Consider the following 16,467-nt stretch of genomic DNA (forward strand, 5'->3'; position numbering starts at 1 on the left):
GCCGTCCGTATGGGTGGTGGACCGGTCCGTGGGCGGGAGGTGGTCAGGGGATCAGCGCTTCCGCCGTGGCGGCGAGCTGGAGTGGTTCGGGTCCCGGCGCGGCGGCGCCGGCCGCCGCGATGCCTCCGGACACCAGGACGCGGCCGTCGGCGAGTTCGGCCACGGCCGTGGACCACCTGCCCTGGGAGAGGCCCGCGAGCCGCGTCCAGGTGCCCGCTGCCGGGGCGTACGCGATCACGCTCCGGAAGCCCGCGGTGAAGCCGGGGCCCGTGGTGCCGCCGATGATCAGGACGTCCCCCGCGCGCGTGAGCAGCGCGCGGTGCCGGGCGCGGCCGCCGGGCAGGGGGGCCGCAGGGGTCCAGGTGCCGGTGAGCGGATCGTAGAGCTCGGCGGAGGCCAGGGCACGCGGGCTGAACGTGCCGTCCGCCGCGACGACGGCCTCGCCGCCCGTGACGATGACCCGGCCGTCGGGCAACAGGGTCGCCTGGTGCCCTTTGCGGGGCGTGCGGAGGCTGCCGGTCGGGGTCCAGGTGCCGTCGGCCGGGTCGTACAGCTCGCAGTGCGCGAGGGCCGCTTCACCCGTGCCGCCCGTGGGCAGCGCTCCGCCCGTGGGCAGCGCTCCGCCCGTGGGCAGCGCTCCGCCAGCGACGAGGACCCGGCCGTCGTGCAGGAGCACGGCCTGGTGGCCCGTGCGGGCGTCGTTCATCGGCGCCGTGGCGGTCCAGGCCCGGGTCGCGGGGTCGAACAGCTCGGCGGAGCGGAGCGCGCCGAAGCCGTGCCCGGCCCGGGCGGCGCTGCCTCCGGCCGCGAGGACCCGGCCGTCAGGCAGCGGTGTCGCGGAGTGCGCGAACCTGGCCGCGGCCATCGGGCCCGACGCGGACCACGTCGCGGCGGCCGGGTCGAACACCTCGGCGGAGGCCAGGGGCAGGGCGTCGGTGCCCCGCCCTCCGGCGGCGAGGACCCTGCCGTCGGGGAGCCGGGTGGTGGTGTGCAGGCGGCGGGGTGCCGCCAGCGCGGCCGAAGCCGACCAGGCGTTGGCCGTCGGGTCGAAGAGCGCCGTCGCGCCGAGTGCGGTGCCCGTGGGGCCGGTCCCCCCGGCGATCAGCACTTTGCCGCTGGCGAGGACCACGGTGTCCCCCTGGCCGACCGGGGCGGGCAGTGTGCCCGCGGGCGCCCAGGTGCCGGGCACGAAGGCCGGCACGGCCGCCTCGGACGTCGGGATGACGTGCAGCAGGCCGTCGAGCGTCGTGTCGGCGGCGACGAAGTCGGCGAGGGCGTCGGCCGCCGTGGCCTGGCTCCGGAAGTCCACCGGAGCGCCCGCGGACCTGCGGCCGAGCGCGCGCGGCGGCAGCGCGGGCACGTTACTGCGCACGTACGCGACGACGAACCGCTGGTCGGCGACGCGCACGGTGTCGGCCGTCGCGAACGGCTGGCGCAGCAGTGCCTCGCGCCGGGACAGCGGCGACCTGCTGGTGCTGCTCCCCTGGAGCAACCCGTCGAACACGGCGGGGCTGACGCTGTGGAACCGCTTGGTGCGCGCGGCGGACAGCCGCGCGGGCGGCTCGGTGCGCGGGCCGTCGGTGCCTACCGCACCGCGCGCGCCGTTGGTGGCGGGTGCGCTGTCGATGATGTGCAGCTCGTAGCGCGCGCTGCGCCGTACGACGCGTGCGGACGCCAGGGCGCCCGCGGCGGCGGTGAGTTCCAGGCCGGTGTCCTGGGTCTCGTACGCGGGGCTCGACAGCTTCGCCGCGTCGGTCATGTCCTGGTACTGGGCCATGGCGAACTTGTCGCCGGTGTCGGAGATCCGCACGAGCCCGCTGTCCGGCGCGGGCGCGACGGTGAAGCGCCTGCCGTCGGCCGCGCGCCGCGGGCCGACCTTGTCGAGACGTACGTTGAGCGGCAGCGCCCGCTGCTGTACGGACAGGGTGCCCAGGGGATGCAGCACCAGGTCGTCGGACGGGGGGAGGCTGCGGAGGCTGACCAGCGGCTTGCCGCTGCCGGTGGGCAGGCGGGTCTGCCAGCCCTCGGTCTTGCGCAGCTCGGCGGCGAGCAGCGGGAGGACCAGGAGGGGCGGCAGGGTGGTGACGGCGTTCTCGCCCCAGGTGATGTCGAAGTTGGCGGAGATCGAGAAGAACAGGAACCCGATGGATCCCTTCCCGCGCGCCCGCCAGGGGGCCGGTCCCTCCAGCTGGAAACGCAGGTCGATGCTGAACACGCCGACCCCGAACGCCTTGAGCGAGACCTCCGCGCTAATGGCGACGGCGAACCGGAACGGGTTGAACTGGAACAGCGCGTCGAAGCTGAGGTGCCCTTCGACGCCGAACCCGCCGAAGCCGAGCCGGAGTTCCGCCTCCGCGCCGAACTGGGCGGTGTTGCTGGTGAGGGCGAAGTAGCCGGAGACGCGGATCAGTTGTCTGTCGCGGTGCAGGATGTCGATCGACACCCGCTCGGGCACGGCGAAGGGCAGTGCCGGTGCCTTGTACGAGGGGTGGAAGCCGCCGACCGTGAGCACCAGGTCGGGGTTGTCGCCCCAGGCGACCAGGACGCCCATGCCGCCGTCGAGGGGCATGGTGAGCACGTGCGAGTCCACGAGGCGGGCCTCGAACCACAGGCGGTTCTTGCCGGGTTCCAGTGCGCCGAAGAAGTCGACGCGCAGGTCGAGGAGGGGCAGCTTCGTGTTCGGCAGCGTGGCGCGCAGGGTGCCGAGGACGGAGATGTTGCCGGGGATCTCGATGATCAGCCCGAGGGAGATGCTCACCAGCGTCGGGGTGGCCCAGCCGATCCTGGCCATCGGGCCGATGAGGAACGTGCCGTCCTCCGGCGGGAAGAACGCGTTCAGGTCGGACAGGACGCGCGGCGCGTTGGCGATCACGTCGCGCGGGAACATCACGGATTCGATCGAGCCCGTGCGGATGCCCTCCGCGAGCGCCTGGAGGTTCATGCCGCGGTTCAGCCCGATCAGGCCGCCGACGGCAAGCAGGGTGAAGCCGTAGCCGAGCTGGATGCCCTCGCCGAAGTCGGCGGTGACCACGATCAGCAGCGAGAACCCCTTGGAGCCGTCCGGCATCCGTGTGCTGACGAGGCCGACGGCCTTGAGCTCCAGGAAGTCGGCGAACTCCAGCTCCATCGCCCCGGCGTACTCGCCGCGCGCGGGGTCGAAGGCGAGGAAGCCGCCCCCGCGCACCACGCCCGTGTCGATCGAGAGGCCCGCGCCGCCGGGCGGCTTGAAGCCGAGGGAGACGTCGAGCAGGCCGAGGTTCCCGTCCTGCCCGGGGCGCCCGTCGAACAGCGCGATGAGGCCGACCTTGTCCACCACTGCGGTGACGGGGCCCAGTTCGGCCGTGAACGTCGCGCCGATGCCGACCGGCACGGATCCGCCCGAGGGGGCCGCGGAGACGGTCAGGCTCTGGATCTCCAGGGGCCCGAGCCGTCGGCGCACCGGGATCTGGAGGTTCAGGTTCGACGTGCCGCGGAAATACAGGCCGTCGCGGTGCGAGACCCCGACGGACAGGTCGCCGCCGACGCCGAACCCGTCGGCAGGAAGGACCGCGGCGAGGAATCCGTCGGCCTCCTGCCCCGGCCGGAACACGAACTCCAGGCCCGTGAGATCGAATTCGGCGAAGACGTCCACGTCGTCACCGTCGATCCGGACGCCGCCGGTGCCCGCGAGCGCGCGGAACTGGAGCCGGGTGCCGTCGGGCGTACCGAGGAGCAGCACCGGAGCCCGGTCCGCGACCATGTTCTCGGCCGTGACCTCGATGGCCCCCTTGGCGTGCACGGGGGCGCCACCCGACGCGAAGCCGGTGATCACGTCCACTCCCGCACCCGGCCGGGCGAGGAGCGCCACCCCGCCCTGGAGGTCGAGGCCGCTGCGCACCGTGACGGCGATGCCGCACGCCAGCTCGAACCTCACCCCGAGCGAGCCGGTCAGCGAGGGCAGCAGCGCGAGGCCCGGCGCCCCGCCCGGGGCGGCCGGAGGCACTCGGACGAGCCGCACCGCGCCGCGCGCCCGCGCCTCGTCCTCCCCCACCGCCTGGTCGAAGGCGACGAAGGTGAGCGCGGTCGCCGTCGGGCCCAGCGGGTCGGTGCGCGGACCCTGCACGGCGGTCTCCGCACCTTCGGACAGCTGCGCGATGCGCACGTCGAAGCCCATGCCCAGGAAGAGGTTGTCGAGCTGGGAGGCCAGCTCCGCGAAGTCGAGGTCGGGCCCGCCCCACCCGTACGCGTTCTTCAGCACGAGCGACGGATCGTCGAGCACCTTGGGCACGTCGGTCACGTCGAGCGTCATGCGGGTGTGGGAGGGGCGGCTGCCGGTGGGCGGCACGTAGGCCGCCTTGATGACGCCGAGCGCGCGCAGTCCGAACCCGACGGACGGGTGGAAGCGTTGCAGGTACGTGATGACCAGGTGGTCGAGGAGCTGGCGGGGGAACTGCTCGCGGAAGCCGTCGGCCCGCAGGTGTGGCGGGATGGCCGCGTCGGGCGCGTCGGCGATGGCGCGGATCGCGGTCACGAGGCCTTGGACGGCGGCGAGTACGCGGGCCGCCTCGTCGGCGGAGGCGGCGGCGCTCGCCCTCTCGGGCTTTCCGGGTGCCGGGGTGCGGAGCCCGGGCGCGCCCTCGTTGAGTCCGCCGTCGCCCAGCAGGCGGCGCAGGCTGTCGTACAGCGTGTCCGTGGCGGTGCCGAGCGCGCGCAGCGGGGCCGGGGGGTCGTCGACCGTCCAGCCGAGCTGGTGGAGGAGGCCGATGAATGCCTGGGGTGAGGCGACGGCCTCCCGCAGGGGCAGCAGTGCCTGCCCGATCCCGGCGAGGAGCTTGTCGAAGGTGCCCTGGTCAGCCATCTCACGCCCTCGGGTACTGGTGCGCGTCGAGCGGGGCGTGCTGGGCCGGGTCGATGAGATTGACGATCAGCCATTTGCAGAGGAAGCAGAACACGCCCCGCAGGTCCGCGTCGTTCGTCGTGCCTTTGTCCTGGCCGCGCATTTTGCATTCGCCCGACGCCCGGTAGAAGCCGCCCGCGAAGTGGTTGCCGCCTTCGAAGATCCCCACCATCTGGTAGGCGAACTTCGGTGGCACGAAGCCCGGCACGTTGATGGGGAGATCTGTTTCCTCTTCCCTCTTTCCGAAGGGCTTCGTCGTGTCGCGGTTCCGGTTCAGCGGGCCGTGGCTGCGCTGGTTCGCAGGGCTGGGGTCGGCGACGAAGTCCCGCACCGCCTTGTCCACCACGAAGACCGGTAGCCCCGAGGGGTCTGTCCGCTGGACGAACACCACCGAGCCCTTCTTGAAGACCGGTATCGCCGCGACGGGTCCCGGGGTCTGGAGGAAGAGGGTGCCCTGTTTCTCGTCGGGCCTGGACGCGATGGTCAGATTGGTCAGCATGTCGGCGGGCGTCACCGACAGCGGCAGCTGCCGGTTGTCCGCCTTGGTCGTGAAATTGCGCACCGTCACCTTGGCGTTTTCCGTGAACGCCTGGACCCACTTCCCCATGTCGGCGGTGCCGACCGTGACTTCGAATACGTCGGACAGCAGCGTCTGGGACGGCTTCAGCAGCTTTCCGGATATCCGCACCCGGGGAACCTCGAACCACTTGATGCGGCCGGGGTTGAGCTTCCGGTCCTGCGGCGGCGCTCCCTGGTGCAGGAAACTGAGCTTCGCCAGGTTGTCGAAGGTCACGTCATGGAAGGGGTCGTTGTCCCCCTGCCGGTCGCCACCGAAGTCCTCGTACTCGTCCCCCAGGTTGAAGGAGTGGGCGAACTCGTGGGCCACCTTGTTGACGAGGTGGTCGATGTCGGTGATCCCCAGGGGTTGATTCGCCGCGACGGGCGGAGGAGGGGTCCGTGTCATCACCGGTCTGGTACCCGACGTCTTGGTGAACTCGACTTTTCCCTGCCTGCCCACGGTCGAGGCCGTCATCGTGCCGTTGTTGAAGGCCGTGCCGCCCAGGAGCGATTCGTACGCGATGATCGCGACCATCCCCCGGCTCTTACGGAAACGCGTGTCGTCGGGAACCCAGTTCTGTCCGATGGGGAGGTTCGGCGGCTCCGAGAGCCGAAGCCCCGCGAGATAGCCGAGAACCGCATTTCCCGGGTTCGCCGCATTGCTGTCCGCGTACACCTCGGGGGCGTGGCGCCGAGGATCGAGTTCCAGCGTCTGATGTCCCGCGACCCGGTAGAACTCGTAGACCCGGTCGATGAACTCCTTCAGGCGCGGGGCGTTCGGCGTGTCGCCGGCGGGCGGCTGGACCGCGGGTTCCCCCTGGCCGTGGAACCTGCCGCCGTCGGCCGGCCGGCGGCCGAGGTACAGGCCGTAGAACGTGTCCGACGCCTGGAGGAACCCCTCCGACTGGTGCGCCTTCCACGTCTCGACCACCAGGTCGCTCGCCCTGCCTTCGGCGAAGTCCGTCAGGCTCTGCGTCTTCCACAGGTCCCGCAACTGCTGCGGAGACCGGTCCTCGCCGCGCTTGGGCAGACCCACGCGCTCGACCAGCTCCTGCACGCTGTAACTGTTCGCCGGAAGGCCCCGCGGGTCCGACTCGGGAATGCGGCGGCCGGTGAGATCAACCCCGTTTCCCGCCGCGCTCACGACGCGGGGGCCGCAGGTGACGAGTTGCTGTTCGGAGGGTTCGAACGAAGAGAAGACGTTGAAGCTCTTGCTCAGCAGCGCGTAGGGCTGGTGTCGCGGCTTTTCGAACAGGTCGCGCACGGTGCGCTGGACGATGCGGTCGAACAACTGGGCGTCCTTGGCCTGGAACCCCTCCGCGATGAAGACCATGTTGCACTGGTCCTCATGGTTCGCCACGTCCGCGGCCCTGACCCGGGTGAGCGTCGTCCGGGACTTCGCGTAGTCGACCACCCGCACCGGAAGGACGTCGGTCTTTTCGGTGCCTTTGAGTTTTCCCGTGATGATCACGGGAGCCGTCGTCTCCGCCGCTCCCCGCAGCCTTCCCCTCGGCGCGACGACCACGTCCGAACTCGGAGACTTCAGCTCGATGTAGTCATGGCCCGTGATATCGCCGACCGTGTCCGTACCGGCTGCGCGGTGCTCGCTGAACCTGGCGTAGAGCGACGGCTGGGCGTGCGCGAACTTGCTGTCCTTCGCTGTGGCAATGGATGTGTTCCCGAACCACCACTCCTCGATCTTCTCGTGCACCTGGAGCCTGCCCACCACCACGCCGAACCCGCCACCGACCGTGATCTGGAAGAGGTAGACCCCGGGTTCCTGAGCCGTCACGACTCCCTGGCTGTTCACCGATGGGAGCCTGTTGAGCCGGTCGCCCACCGAATGGTGCGGAGCGAAGAAGTGGAATGTGCTGCCCTGCGTCTGTTCCGTCAGCACGAAAGGCTGGGGTGCGGCCTCGGTGAAAGTACGGCTGAACACCTGGATCTTGAGCGGGAGTTCGCCGGTGAGTACAAGATGCAGATCGAGGTGCGGAAAGACGGGAAGATCCGTGGTGATAGGAACCGTGCTGGCCATGGTCACTCCCACCGTTCGATCTCCGGGCAGCGAAGGGGTCCGATCGTCCCACCGCCCCCAGATCAAAGAAAGAGCGAATGCGACATGGCTGGAAAAATGTGCTGGAGGGGCTGAAAATCGCCGTCGCCGGAATTTACGGCTCCAATCGGAAGGGAACACTTACCCGGCCCGCCGTGATGGGTGGGCCGACTTCCGCCGCTACACCGCGATGCACGAAGGAACACGGCATCCCTTCCTGCTGCCGCCCCTGCACGAGATCGTCAGTCGCCCGCGCCCAGACCTTGTCCTGGCCAGTCCGGGGCGGGGTCCTCGGTCAGCAGCGGCCGCAGAGCGCCGAGGACCGCGCCGACGCAGATGTCGCGCAACTGGGTGCGGGTACAGGTCTCATGGGTGAGCCAGTCGACGCAGAGGACCTGGACGAAGACCAGCCAGCTCTTCAGGACGCCGGAGACGGCCTCGCGGGCGCCCTCGTCCGCGAGCGGGAGGACGTCCAACAGCCGTGCGCGGAGGGCGTCCAGCTCGTTCGCCATGATCGTCTGGATCACCGGGTCGCCCGCGAGGACCCGGTTCGCGGCGAGGACGGCGTGGCGGTTGGCCACGAAGTAGTCGAGGTGGACGTCCATCCCCTGGATCAGCTGGTCCACCAGGGAATCGGCGCGGTCCAGGCGCGTCCGCGCGAGCAGCTGGTCCGCCGCCTGCTGGTAGACGGCCGCGAAGAGGGCGTGCTTGCTGGGGAAGTGGCGGTAGAGCAAGGCCCGGGAGACCCCGGCCTCTTCGGCCACCTCCTCCATCAGTACCTCGGCGTACGGGCGGGCGGCGAAGAGCCGTGAGCCGACGGCGAGGAGTTGGGCGCGGCGGTCCGCGGGGGCGAGGCGCTGGCGGGGCGGCATGAAGAGAGCTTAGTTGACACGCGTCTACTGGCGCGCCAGTGTAGTAGACGCGTGTCAACTAAGCTCCGTCAGGACGCCCCGGAGGGATCGTGGCCAAAGCTCTGCGCACACTCACACTTCTGATGGGCTGGGCCTGCGTGGCGATCGGCCTGTTCCACATGGCGCTCGGCAACGCGGCGCTTCCCGGGGCCGGTTCAGCCGGCGCGACGGTCGACAGCTGGGGCCGTTTCATGGGAGCCAGCTTCGTCGGCTACGGTCTGGCCTGGGTGTGGGCGGCACGACAGCGCCCGATCCCGGCTCAGGCGGTGCGATGGCTCGCCGGGGTCTTCCTGCTGGGTGGCGCGGCCCGGCTGCTGTCGCTCGCCGTGCACGGCCGCCCGCACTGGTTCCAGATCGTGCTGGCGGCGATCGAGCTCGGCCTGCCGCCGGTCTTCTTCTGGCTGGCCGAGGCGGAGGAGAGGAGCGGCGCCGGCGCGGCGGCGCGGAGGCCGGTCACCAAGAGCGCATGAGCCGAGCGGGGTCCTGGTCGCATGAGCCGAGCGGGGCCCCACCCTCGCGGACGGGGTCCCGCCCCCGCGGGCGTGGTCGCGTCCGCCCGGAAGGCCGCCGCAGGAAGCAGGGCTCCACCCGCGCGACCGGTCCGAACCCACCGTGGACGCAGGCCGTTGTTGCTACGGTCGCCCGCATGACTGGCTCCGGATGGTCCGCTGGGCCCACAGGTACCAAGGTCTCGGTCAACGTCCTGGATTACGGTGCGGTCGCCGACCATACGACCGACTGCCGGCGCGGCGGCCTCTGGCAGCGGGGCGGCACGCTCTCCTGTAACGCCGTCCAGTCGGACACCGACTGGGCCGTCTCCACCGTCCGCTACACCCCAGGTCCCCAGCGGGTACTCGACCTGCGGGCCAACGGCCGCCGCCACGCATCACGGCGGCGGCACAACGCCGGTGACGCCGAGATCGCCGCGCCTGTGCTCGGCAGCTTCAACAACGGCGAGGACACCTTCACCGGGCTGCTGGCCACCGCGGTCATCATCGACGGCGCCCTGAGCGACGAGCAGCTCGACACGGCCACCCGCTTCCTCCTGCACCACCATCAGATCCCGGTGTAGCAGCAGAGCCGACTTGGCCGCCTCCAGGCATGACTCCTCACCATGGTCAGCCGCGTCATCGCACGCGACAAAACCTGGCGACGTCGGCGATCATCCCCGGGATACTGGTCCCCCATGGATGAGGTCACAGTCGTCGTCGCCCATTCCGAGCGCGCGACCCTGCGCGTCGGTGACGTGTTCTTGAAGGTGGACGCCGATCAGGCGCGCGTCGACGCCGAGGTCCAAGCGATGTCCCTCGCGCCGGTCCCAACCCCCGAGGTCCTGTGGCGCAAGCCGCCCGTGCTCGCGATCGCCGCACTTCCGGGAACGACACTGGGGCGCCTCGGCGGGCCGTCGACCGGGTCGCCCGCGGCGTGGGCCGCGGCGGGCGCCGCCATCCGCGAGCTGCACGACGCGCCACCGCCATCCCTGCCGGGCCGGGCCGGGCGGAGCAGCGTCGCGCTGGCGGCGGAACTCGACGACGAGTGCGAGCTGCTCGTGGCGCACGGCATCCTGCCCGCCGACCTGGTCACCCGCAACCGCCAGGTCGCCGAGGCCGCGCTCCGGCCATGGACTCCGGCGTTCACCCACGGCGACCTGCAGATCGCGCACGTCTTCGTCGACGGCGACGAGGTCACCGGCATCATCGACTGGTCCGAGGCGGGCCGGGGTGATCCCCTGTACGACCTCGCCACCTTCACGCTCGGACACGAGGAACACCTCGACGACGTCCTCGCCGGCTACGGCACCGACATCGACCTCGACGTGATCCACGCGTGGTGGTCGGTGCGAAGCCTGCTGGCCGTTCGCTGGCTGCTCGAGCACGGCTTCGCGCCCTTCGCGCCGGGCTGTGAGGTCGACGTGCTGAGATCCCGGATGTGAGGCCGCCCGGGCCCGACTGCTGCGGGCACGGCGGGGCTTCCCGTCACATGGCCAGGTCCAGCCACTCCCCGACCGCCAGCACGCGTGCGCGCCGCCCGGCATGGGTACGGAACTCCCCCTCCGGGTCGGAGACCTCGACGTAGCCCGCGATCTTGTCCGGCTGCTCCGCCTCGTAGTGCATCGGCACCGCGTACCGGGCGTCGAGGATCTCCGCGGCCGCGGCGGCCTGCCTGGGGTCCAACGCGGCGGGCAGCGGGCTCGGCGGCTGCAGGTGCGGTGCGTCGACCACCGCGCCGTTGGCGGGCAGGAACACCGCGTCGAACGGGCTGAACCGGCGCGCGACGAGCCACCAGTAGCCGTGGAACATCGTGTCGCCGCCGTGGAAGACCACCTGCCCTTCGGCCTCCACCACCCAGTTCAGCTGCGGGTCGCCAAGCCCGTCGACGGCGGGGACCGCGGTGACGCGGAACGGGCCGACCTCGCGGACGGCCCAGGCGTCCACGACGTCGACGGACAGTTCGTGCAGGACCAGCTCCCGCTCGGCCGACAGCGTCGTCACGTTGTCCACGTCGTCGCCGTGACCGGGCGCCGGTCGCAGCACCGGCGCGCCCGGCGTCAGTACGTCCGCGAGCGCGGCCGCGTCGGTGTGGTCCCGGTGCAGGTGGGTGACCAGCGCGGCGGCTGCCTTCCCGCTCGGCGCCGCGAGGCCCTCGCCGGGCCTCCACCCCGTGAACAGCGGTGACAGGTCCCGCACGTAGTCGATCACCAGGCGCTCACCGCCCGCCTCCATCTCCAGTCCGGCCCAGCCCAGACGTCGCACCCGCATCTCGCACTCCTTCGGTCCCGTGATCGCCGCGGCTTCCGCGCTTGCCGGGGAATTTAGCGTACGGTCGTTCTCTAAAACAATAGCGAACGGCCGTACGCTATCCTCGGTACATGTCTCCACGACGTTCAGCGGCCGAAGCACAGGCCACCAGGGGCCGGATCCTCGGCCGTGCCGCCGAGATCGCCTCCGAGGAAGGCCTTGACGGCATCACCATCGGCCGGCTCGCCGAGGAGCTGGAGATGAGCAAGTCCGGGGTCCACAAGCACTTCGGCACCAAGGAGACGCTGCAGATCTCCACGCTGGACAAGGCGTTCGTGGACTTCTGGCACCGGGTGGTCGAGCCCGCGCTGGCCGAGCCGCCGGGCCTGCGGCGGCTGCGCGCGGTGTGCGCCAACTCCGTGGACTACCTGGAAGCGCCCCTGCTGCCCGGCGGCTGCCTCATGACCGCGGCGCTCACCGAGTACGACGGCCGCCCCGGCCGGGTCCGCGACGCGGTGGCCGAGGTGTGGTCGCGCTGGCGGGACCAGCTGCGGGCGGACCTGACCACGGCGGTGGACAACGGCGAACTGCCCGCCGAGTTCGACATCGACCAGGCACTGTTCGAGATCGTCGCCACCGGGCTTGCCCTCAACGCGGCCATGCAGCTCCAGCACGACAGGGCGGCCGCGGCCCGGGCCCGCCGCGCGATCGAACGGGCCCTGGACCAGTCGTGACCACACCTTGCATCCGATCCACGGGAGGTCCGCACATGGCTGAGCTGTACCCGCCGATCGAGCCGTACGAGAAGGGGATGCTCGACGTCGGCGACGGCAACCTCGTGTACTGGGAGGTCTGCGGCAACCCGGACGGCAAGCCCGCGCTCGTCGTGCACGGTGGTCCGGGGTCCGGGTGCGGGGCCGGGGTGCGACGGTACTTCGACCCGGACCGGTACCGGGTGGTCCTGTTCGACCAGCGCGGCTGCGGCCGCAGCACACCGCACGCGAGCGACCCCGCGACCGACATGCGGCACAACACCACGCAGCACCTGATCGCCGACATGGAGCGGCTGCGGGAGCACCTGGGCATCGACCGCTGGCTGCTGCACGGCGGTTCGTGGGGCTCCACGCTGATCCTGGCGTACGCCGAGACGCATCCGGAGCGGGTGTCGCAGATCGTCATCGCCGCCGTCACCACCACCCGGCGCTCAGAGATCGACTGGCTCTACCGAGGGGTCGGCCGGTACTTCCCCGAGCAGTGGGAACGCTTCCTCGCCGGAGCCCCGGGCACCCCGCGGGACGGCGACATCGTCGCGGCCTACGCGCGCCTCACGGAACACCCGGACGCCGCGGTACGGGAGAAGGCCACCGCTGACTGGTGCCGCTGGGAGGACGCGGTTCTGTCCGGGGAGACCGACGGCGCCTCCCACCCGTACGGCGACCGTCCCCCGGTCGCGCGACTCGCCCTGGTCCGCATCTGCGCGCACTACTTCTCCCACGGCGCGTTCCTGGAGGAAGGCGCACTGCTGCGCGACGCCCATCGCCTGGCCGGTATCCCCGGAGTGCTCATCCACGGCAGGCTCGACATGGGCGGACCGCTCGACACCGCGTGGGAACTCGCCCGCGCCTGGCCGGACGCGGAACTGACCGTCGTCGGCGACGCCGGTCACCTGGGCACCGACAGGACACGCACCCATGTGCTCCAGGCCCTCGACCGATTCGCTCACGGCCGCGGCCGTTCCCGGTACGGTACCCAGGACGAGTCGGGACCAGGAGTGGGTGGGAAGTGACGGCAGGCACGGTCCGGGCGCGCGGGCCGAAGGCCGGCGGCGCGGGCGCGCCGCGGTGAACACCGCGGCAGCGACCGCGATGCTGCACCTGATCGCGGCCGAGCCCACGCTGCTCGCCGCGGCACCCGATGACGTGTCCCGGCCCGCGCTGGCCCGCCGGGCTCGCGACGGGGGCCATCCGTGCCTGGGATGCGGCCGCCCGGCCACCGCCGCGATCATCGTCAACTCTTCCGCGGCGGGACCGCGGTGGCTCGACCTGTGTTCCGCCTGCTGGCACGTGGTCCAGCAGGCCAACGAGACCCTGCACTGACCCGCGCGGTCGGGGCGCGCGGCCGCGCGCGGGGTGCCCGGGGCGTGAACGTCCGAGTGCGGAGAAGCAGCGCTTGGACGCTATCGCCGGATGACCGAGCGGATCCAGGAGAGCTGCTGGGACACCTCACCGGCCTCGGCGCTCTTCTCCCGGTCGGAGCCGTTGAAGACGCCGATGAGGGTTTCCTTGCCGCGCGGGCCGATGGTCATCACCGGGCCGCCGGAGTCGCCCCCGGCGGGAATCCCGGTCACCTTCTTCATGCAGAAGTCGGGGCCGCCCGGTGCGGTGTGGCCCGCGCACAGCGGGTCATTGGCGCGTACGACCTTCAGGTCCGACTGCTTGAGCACGCGGGACTGGCAGGCGCTCTCGTCCGTGGTGCAGGTGGCGCCCCAGCCGTACTGCCGCACGATCTGGCCGCGGCGGACGCCGACCTTGGACAGGCGTGCCGTGGGAACGTTCATCGGCGCGACCTTGATGAGCATCATGTCGGCGTGCGCGCTGCCCACGCGCTTGCGGGGAATGGGGCGGACCGTCTTGCCCTTGCGCATGTCGAGGTTGCCCACCCGGAAGGATATCCGCTTGTCGGCGACCGGCTGCGCCTGCTCGTAGAAGCAGTGCGAGGCGGTGAGGATCCACTGGCGGCTGACCGCCGTCCCGGTGCACGCCGGCTTGCCGTCGACGAGCATGCGTACTGCCCACGGGCCGTAGGTGCTCTTCTTCCCGCCGATGACGGCGAAGGCCGGAGGTGATGACATCACCGCGCCCGCGACCAGCGCCAGGGCGGTCACCAGCAGTACACGAATGCGACGCACCAGAACAACTCCTCTTCCTCTTCGGGGTACAGCCGTACAGATAGAGAGAGACCCCGCCGAGCAAAAGCGTTCCGCGCAAGCCCTACAACATCAGGGCAGCAGTATGGCAGGCTCCGGTTCCCGGCCGAGAACGTGTTGGCGCCCTCGGACCTCAGGCGAAGGTCCGGAACGCGATCCGCCCCGGCCGCCGCCGTTGGGGGCGGGCGGGCGGCGGCCGGGGGTGCGTCAGCTGCTGTAGCAGTAGCGGTTGCTGAGCGGAACGTTGTCGAAGCGCACCGTTCTCCACGCGGTGGCGGGAGTCGCGCCCCACAGGACGTTGACTCTCACCACCAGACATCCTCCCCGGTTGTATGCGGCACGGGTGTTGTTGAAGGCGCTGTTGTAGTAGTAGGCGATGGCGATGGCGCATGCCCCCTTGGCCACGGGGTGCGGGAGGTTGCCGCAGATGACCGTGCTCGCCGTGGCCACCTTCCAGCCGTGGTCGTCGAACTTCGACTTCATCCAGCGTGTGGTGGCCTTGCTGAAGTACCAGGAACAGGTGACGATGCCGCAATTCCTCTTCACCCAGGGGTCGGCGACCACGGGGAAGCGGGGCGAGACCGTGGCGCCGGAGGTGTCGGTGACCGGGGTGAGGTCGATGCTGAGCTTGAGGGTGTCGCCTTCGATGGCGTAACTGGTGGGCCAGGTACGCCCGTTCGCGTCCTTGGCCCACGGCTTCTGGATCCGGGTCACCTCTTCGAGGAGCACGGCGGGCTCGGTGGTGCTGGTGTGCTCCTTGACGATGAGGGCGCTGCCGTCCAGTTCGTCGATGGCCAGCCGGGTGCCGGTGGGCAGGTCCAGCGGGAAGGAGTAACTGGTCGGAGCGGAGGCGTCGTCGAGGTGGGCGAAGGTCCGGAAGCCGCCGTCGGTGGTGGGCTGCACGCCGATCGCATGGTTGGCACTGGTGCCGTCGTAGACGATCGTTCCCCCGGACGTGCGGGTGGCGGACCCGGAGGCAGGCAGCTTGAGAGTGGTGGTTCCCGCGTCGGTGGTCACCTTGATGCCCTGCTGCGGGTCCCGGGGCACCTTCACCGTTGTCGTGCCCGAGTCGTCGGTCCTGGAGGTGATGGCGATGTTCTCGCTGTCGCTCTCCACGGTGCCGCTGACGTCCGCGGTACCGGTGATGTTCTCGATGGCCTCGCCGGCGGTGGCCGGAGTGGGGAACCTGCGGTCGACGAGCTCGGCGTAGGACAGGACGTCGACCCAGACGGTCACGGGGTTCGATCCGGTGTTGTGGAGGTTGACCTTCCCGTCGTCACCGAGCTTGGCGAGAGTGAAGCCGGTGGCCTCGGTGTCGGGGACGTAACTGACGGTGGGGCCCGGCGCGGCGGTGGTCCGGGTGGGGTGCACCTGGACGGCGCCCGATCCGGCGCCGAAGGCGGTGACGGCGACGCCGACGGCCGTGGTGTTGAGAACAGGGACGCCCGTCACGCCGCGCGGGTCCACGCTCTTGTCGCCGCCCGCCGGGATCACCAGCTTCTCGGCGACCCTGGCCGGGGGCACCGAGCGCAGGCCGGCGCGCTGAGCGGTGCCGGTGGAGCGGGTGAAGTAGCCGACCACGTCGACTGCGACGTCGGCGCTGCCCCAGCCGAGGTTGTGGATGTTGACCGCGCCGTTGGTGCCGATTTTGGCGATGGCGAAGTTCTGCTGGGCCACGTCCTTCGGGTAGTCGATGGTGGCGTCCGCGGGCCACCCCTCACCCGCGGGGTAGACCCGTATGGTGCCCGTCGAGGTGCTTTTGGCCGTGACGGTCAGCGCGACGGCGGTGACGTCGGTGGTGGGTACGCCGCCCTTGCCCAGCGGCTTGAGTTCGAGGTTGCCACCGCCGTTCAGGCTGGTGGGGGTCAGGATGCGCTGTGGTGACAGGGCCACGTAGGAGGAGCCCTGGCCGTCGTCCTGCCGCAGGGTGTAGCCCTGGACGTCCAGGTAGACGCGTACGTTGGCGGTGCCTTGGTTGACGACCTTGACCTGGCCGTCGGAGCCGGCCTTGGTCACCAGGGTCGTGGATGCGTAGTGCGCCTTGTCGTAGCTCACGCTGGCCGCGTCCGGCTCCAGCTCGCCCGACGGGTAGACGACCACTGTCCCGGAGTCGCTGTCGCCCTTGGCGGCCACGTTCACGGCGACCGAGTCGAGTCCCGTTGCCGGAAGTCCCGCGGTTCCGGACAGCTTCACCGTCAGCGTCGCGCCGGGCTCCACCGCGACGTTGTCCAGCACGCGAGCCCTCATGGGGACGTATTGGCCTCCCGCGGGGTCGGCCGCGGCTTCCGGTCTGGATGCCTTTTGTGTGCCCTGTTCTCCTAAAGCTGCCTGCGTGCTCCGTGCCGGGGCAGCGGCCGTCACGGGAGTGGCCCCGGCCGTCGGCGCGTTGATCACCAGGCCGGTGG

General features: G+C 70.9%; 12 protein-coding genes. 6 read left to right on the forward strand and 6 right to left on the reverse strand.

Going from position 1 to position 16,467, the window contains the following annotated elements; all coding sequences use genetic code 11:
• Nucleotides 1–43 precede the first annotated feature (43 nt).
• From AC5WAM_RS00830 to AC5WAM_RS00840, 3 genes are all read right to left on the reverse strand, one after another.
• Nucleotides 44–4,837: a DUF6603 domain-containing protein gene (locus AC5WAM_RS00830; protein WP_495521131.1), complete on the reverse strand. Its 4,794-nt coding sequence runs from the start codon at nt 4,835–4,837 to the stop codon at nt 44–46.
• Between the two features lies 1 nt (nt 4,838).
• A complete protein-coding gene (locus AC5WAM_RS00835; protein ID WP_495521132.1) occupies nt 4,839–7,469 on the reverse strand; it encodes a hypothetical protein in 2,631 nt (876 codons plus the stop codon).
• Nucleotides 7,470–7,729: 260 nt separating this feature from the next.
• Nucleotides 7,730–8,359: a TetR/AcrR family transcriptional regulator gene (locus AC5WAM_RS00840; protein WP_366791918.1), complete on the reverse strand. Its 630-nt coding sequence runs from the start codon at nt 8,357–8,359 to the stop codon at nt 7,730–7,732.
• A gap of 89 nt (nt 8,360–8,448) precedes the next feature.
• Here AC5WAM_RS00840 and AC5WAM_RS00845 point away from each other — a divergent pair, with 89 nt between their 5' ends.
• From AC5WAM_RS00845 to AC5WAM_RS00855, 3 genes are all read left to right on the forward strand, one after another.
• Nucleotides 8,449–8,868, forward strand: a complete 420-nt coding sequence (locus tag AC5WAM_RS00845; protein WP_495521133.1) for a DUF4345 domain-containing protein — start codon at nt 8,449–8,451, stop codon at nt 8,866–8,868.
• Between the two features lie 176 nt (nt 8,869–9,044).
• A complete protein-coding gene (locus AC5WAM_RS00850; RefSeq protein WP_495521134.1) occupies nt 9,045–9,470 on the forward strand; it encodes a hypothetical protein in 426 nt (141 codons plus the stop codon).
• Nucleotides 9,471–9,584: 114 nt separating this feature from the next.
• A complete protein-coding gene (locus tag AC5WAM_RS00855; RefSeq protein ID WP_495521135.1) occupies nt 9,585–10,331 on the forward strand; it encodes a phosphotransferase family protein in 747 nt (248 codons plus the stop codon).
• A 43-nt stretch (nt 10,332–10,374) separates the two neighbouring features.
• On the opposite strand, the gene AC5WAM_RS00860 is transcribed toward AC5WAM_RS00855, so the two are convergent.
• The gene (locus AC5WAM_RS00860; RefSeq protein WP_495521136.1) at nt 10,375–11,157 is read right to left on the reverse strand and encodes an MBL fold metallo-hydrolase; all 783 of its coding nucleotides are present in this window, start codon (nt 11,155–11,157) and stop codon (nt 10,375–10,377) included.
• Nucleotides 11,158–11,267: 110 nt separating this feature from the next.
• Here AC5WAM_RS00860 and AC5WAM_RS00865 point away from each other — a divergent pair, with 110 nt between their 5' ends.
• Genes AC5WAM_RS00865 through AC5WAM_RS00875 form a run of 3 tightly spaced genes read left to right on the forward strand, consistent with a single transcriptional unit; the run spans nt 11,268 to nt 13,232 of the window.
• Entirely contained in the window at nt 11,268–11,870 is a 603-nt protein-coding gene (locus AC5WAM_RS00865; protein WP_495521137.1) for a TetR/AcrR family transcriptional regulator, read from the forward strand.
• Nucleotides 11,871–11,905: 35 nt separating this feature from the next.
• Nucleotides 11,906–12,922, forward strand: a complete 1,017-nt coding sequence (pip, locus tag AC5WAM_RS00870) for a prolyl aminopeptidase (RefSeq protein WP_495521138.1) — start codon at nt 11,906–11,908, stop codon at nt 12,920–12,922.
• 55 nt (nt 12,923–12,977) lie between these two features.
• Complete coding sequence (locus AC5WAM_RS00875; RefSeq protein WP_366791911.1) at nt 12,978–13,232, forward strand: hypothetical protein; 255 nt, start codon at nt 12,978–12,980, stop codon at nt 13,230–13,232.
• Nucleotides 13,233–13,312: 80 nt separating this feature from the next.
• On the opposite strand, the gene AC5WAM_RS00880 is transcribed toward AC5WAM_RS00875, so the two are convergent.
• Together AC5WAM_RS00880 and AC5WAM_RS00885 are read right to left on the reverse strand one after the other, a co-directional pair.
• Complete coding sequence (locus AC5WAM_RS00880) at nt 13,313–14,047, reverse strand: S1 family peptidase (RefSeq protein WP_366791936.1); 735 nt, start codon at nt 14,045–14,047, stop codon at nt 13,313–13,315.
• A 222-nt stretch (nt 14,048–14,269) separates the two neighbouring features.
• Nucleotides 14,270–16,309 (reverse strand): hypothetical protein, encoded by a 2,040-nt coding sequence (locus AC5WAM_RS00885; protein ID WP_495521139.1) that lies wholly within the window; start codon nt 16,307–16,309, stop codon nt 14,270–14,272.
• Nucleotides 16,310–16,467 lie beyond the last annotated feature (158 nt).

This window comes from Streptomyces sp. JLYT201, from assembly GCF_059448825.1.